Source organism: Bacteroides sp. RTP31139st1_H2_RTP31139_211217, assembly GCF_040227615.1.
Lineage (GTDB): Bacteria > Bacteroidota > Bacteroidia > Bacteroidales > Bacteroidaceae > Bacteroides > Bacteroides uniformis.
In genome coordinates this window covers 1-2,919 of record NZ_JBCNZM010000290.1, presented here as the reverse complement: position 1 = coordinate 2,919, position 2,919 = coordinate 1, and the positions used below count along the sequence as shown (strand labels likewise).

Genomic DNA, 2,919 nt, shown 5'->3' with positions numbered 1-2,919 from the left:
GATGACATTTAGACATAAAAAAAGGCTATCTATCCCAGACAGCCAATCTTTTTTATTAACCTTAAATCTAATACTATGAAAAACACAGTACAAAGATACGTACTTGCAGGAGATATCCAAATTTTAGCGGGTAATCAGCGGATATTATAACATGGTTTAGTAGAATATTATTTCCGTTAACTATTAACATAAATAATATTCAATTTAACAGAAGAAGGGATTAATATTCCTCATCAGTGATTGCAAACTTTAGTCATGTCCACTGTAAATCCACCATTGGCGGGTATAAATTTTCCTTTTCTTTTAAGAAATTCTATCAGGGTATCTACATCCATATTGTTGGCAGAGCAGGTGAAAAAACGCTGCTGCTCGCCGAATTTTTGGATAATGGCTTCTCTCAATGATAACTCAGTATAACTATTACCTTCCATCATGTGAAGGACTTCATGTGCATGTAATTGTTCCATAATCTTTTTTTGTGGCAAAGATAATATGATATTCTAAGTATAAGTGTAACATATGTGACAAAGCCCAACACACATATCCGGATATTTGCTTTTACGTAAAATAACACTTGTTACGACTATGCTAAAAACCTCAAAAAAAGTAAAAAGGTTTTGCTTCTATACCATTGTAAACTAACTTTGGGAATCAACTTTTAAATGAATTAAAGCATATGAAAAAATTAATCTTATCTATTGCACTATGTTGTGCAGCTACGAATTTCTTTGCGCAGAATGCTGACCCTGCCCAGTTGGTCAACGATGGTAAGGCTGCTCTTGAAGCTAAAAATTACCAGGAAGCTTACACAAAATTTAGTACTTATCTGACACAAACAAACAACCAAGATTCCGTAATTGCATATAACTGTGGCGTTTGTGCCGATAAGATAAAGAAACCTGCCGAAGCTTTGAAGTATTTTGATATTGCTGTACAGAAAAAGTATAACCTGGCAAATGCTTATATAGGTAAAGCCGGTGCTTTGAAAGATTTGAAGAAAAATGATGAGTATGTTGCCACTTTAAAGGAAGGGCTGGAAGCAAATCCCGGTAATAAGACATTGACTAAATTGTATGCCACTTATTACGTAAATCAAGGTATCATGGCGCAGAAAGCCAAAAAGATGGATGCAGCCGAAGAAGCATTTAAACAAGCCATAGCTATCCAAGCAGATAATGTAAATGCACTTAACAGTCTGGGTTCTTTGTATTATAGTAAGGGTGCCAATACCATGAAAACAGATGTAGAAAAAGCAAAAGTTGAATTCAAGGAAGCCAAAGAATATTTGGATAAACTTATTCCATTGCTCTCTGCAGACAAACCAGCTCAAAAGAAGATGATGGATAATGCAAAAACGATGTTGAACTTCATCGACAGTCAATTGAAATAAAAGACTCTCCTATATAAAAAAGAGGCAGATATCTGAATTGATATCTGCCTCTTTTTTAATGTTATGAAATGATTATTTAGTTCTTTTCAGTACAACAGCTGTACGTGCCGGTATGTAAAGCTTCAGCCACTCCTTCTTGTCTTTTTTATAAAGCGGATCGTGAATGGTAAAATGTTTGATGGTATCATCCGTCAAACCATTACCGCCATAATCTGGATTATCTGTATTCAAAATAACTTCATAAGTTCCGGCAGGAACCAAGAAACCGTAATCAGTAAAAGACTGCATAGGGTTGAAGTTGAATACAAAAATCAAGTCCTTGCGCATATAGGCCAATCCCTGGTCACCGTCATTATGCCATATTTCTTGGACCGGAGTAGCCTGGAAGTTCTTTATGCTTTTTACAACTCCCAACATGGCAGCATCAAAGTCACCCATATAATGATATGCCAGATTCTTGTTGTCCACCAAATCCCATTGACGGCGGGCATATTTACAAGACCAACCGTTACCTTCACGGGGGAAATCAATCCATTCCGGATGTCCGAATTCATTGCCCATAAAGTTAAGATAACCGCCATTGATAGTAGTCGCAGTCAGTAAACGTATCATTTTATGGAGAGAAATGCCTCGATTTACGGTATAGTTCTCGTCTCCTTTCTGCATGTGCCAGTACATATCCGCATCAATCAAGCGGAAAATGATGGTTTTATCGCCCACTAAAGCTTGGTCATGGCTTTCCGCATAGGAGATGGTCTTTTCATCTTTGCGGCGGTTGGTCACTTCCCAGAACATGCTGGATGGCTTCCAGTCTTCATCTATTTTCTCCTTGATTGTCTTAATCCAATAATCGGGAATATTCATGGCCATACGGTAATCAAATCCGTAGCCGCCATCTTCATATTTTGCCGCCAGTCCGGGCATTCCCGATACTTCTTCGGCAATGGTGATGGCTTTGGCATTGACCTGATGGATAAGCCGGTTGGCAAGTGTCAGATAACAAATGGCATTGTCGTCTTGATGTCCGTTGAAGTAATCTCCATAATTACAGAATGCTTCTCCCAAACCATGACTATAATATAACATGGAGGTTACTCCGTCAAAGCGGAAGCCGTCGAAATGATATTCTTCCAGCCAGAATTTACAGTTAGACAGCAGGAAGTGAATAACTTCGTTCTTGCCGTAATCAAAGCAAAGTGAATCCCAAGCTGGATGTTCCCGACGTCCACCGGGATAGAAATATTGATTAGGATCACCGGCAAAGTTACCCAAGCCTTCCACTTCATTCTTCACAGCGTGTGAATGGACAATATCCATGATAACGGCAATCCCCATACTATGGGCTGTATCAATCAACTCCTTCAGTTCTTCCGGAGTACCAAAACGGGAAGAAGCGGCAAAGAAACTGGAAACATGGTATCCGAAGCTACCATAATAGGGATGTTCCTGGATAGCCATAATCTGTATGCAGTTGTAGCCTTCTTGGGCGATACGTGGAAGAATCTTTTCCTGAAATTCCTTATAGCTAC

At 38.8% G+C, this 2,919-nt stretch carries 3 protein-coding genes; 1 reads left to right on the top strand and 2 read right to left on the bottom strand.

The window, feature by feature from the left end:
• Nucleotides 1-233: 233 nt before the first annotated feature.
• Nucleotides 234-467 (bottom strand): YecH family metal-binding protein, encoded by a 234-nt coding sequence (locus ABUA47_RS24070; RefSeq protein WP_005825578.1) that lies wholly within the window; start codon nt 465-467, stop codon nt 234-236.
• A gap of 209 nt (nt 468-676) precedes the next feature.
• Between ABUA47_RS24070 and ABUA47_RS24065 the strand changes: the two genes are divergently transcribed.
• Complete coding sequence (locus tag ABUA47_RS24065) at nt 677-1,390, top strand: hypothetical protein (protein ID WP_008664631.1); 714 nt, start codon at nt 677-679, stop codon at nt 1,388-1,390.
• A 72-nt stretch (nt 1,391-1,462) separates the two neighbouring features.
• Here ABUA47_RS24065 and ABUA47_RS24060 read toward each other — a convergent pair.
• The coding region (locus ABUA47_RS24060; RefSeq protein ID WP_349832204.1) for an alpha amylase C-terminal domain-containing protein at nt 1,463-2,919 on the bottom strand (1,457 nt) is incomplete at its 5' end.

Coding starts and splice junctions, on each gene's coding strand:
- ABUA47_RS24065 (WP_008664631.1), top strand. CDS start 677: ATGAAAAAATTAATCTTATCTATTGCACTATGTTGTGCAGCTACGAAT.
- ABUA47_RS24070 (WP_005825578.1), bottom strand. CDS start 467: ATGGAACAATTACATGCACATGAAGTCCTTCACATGATGGAAGGTAAT.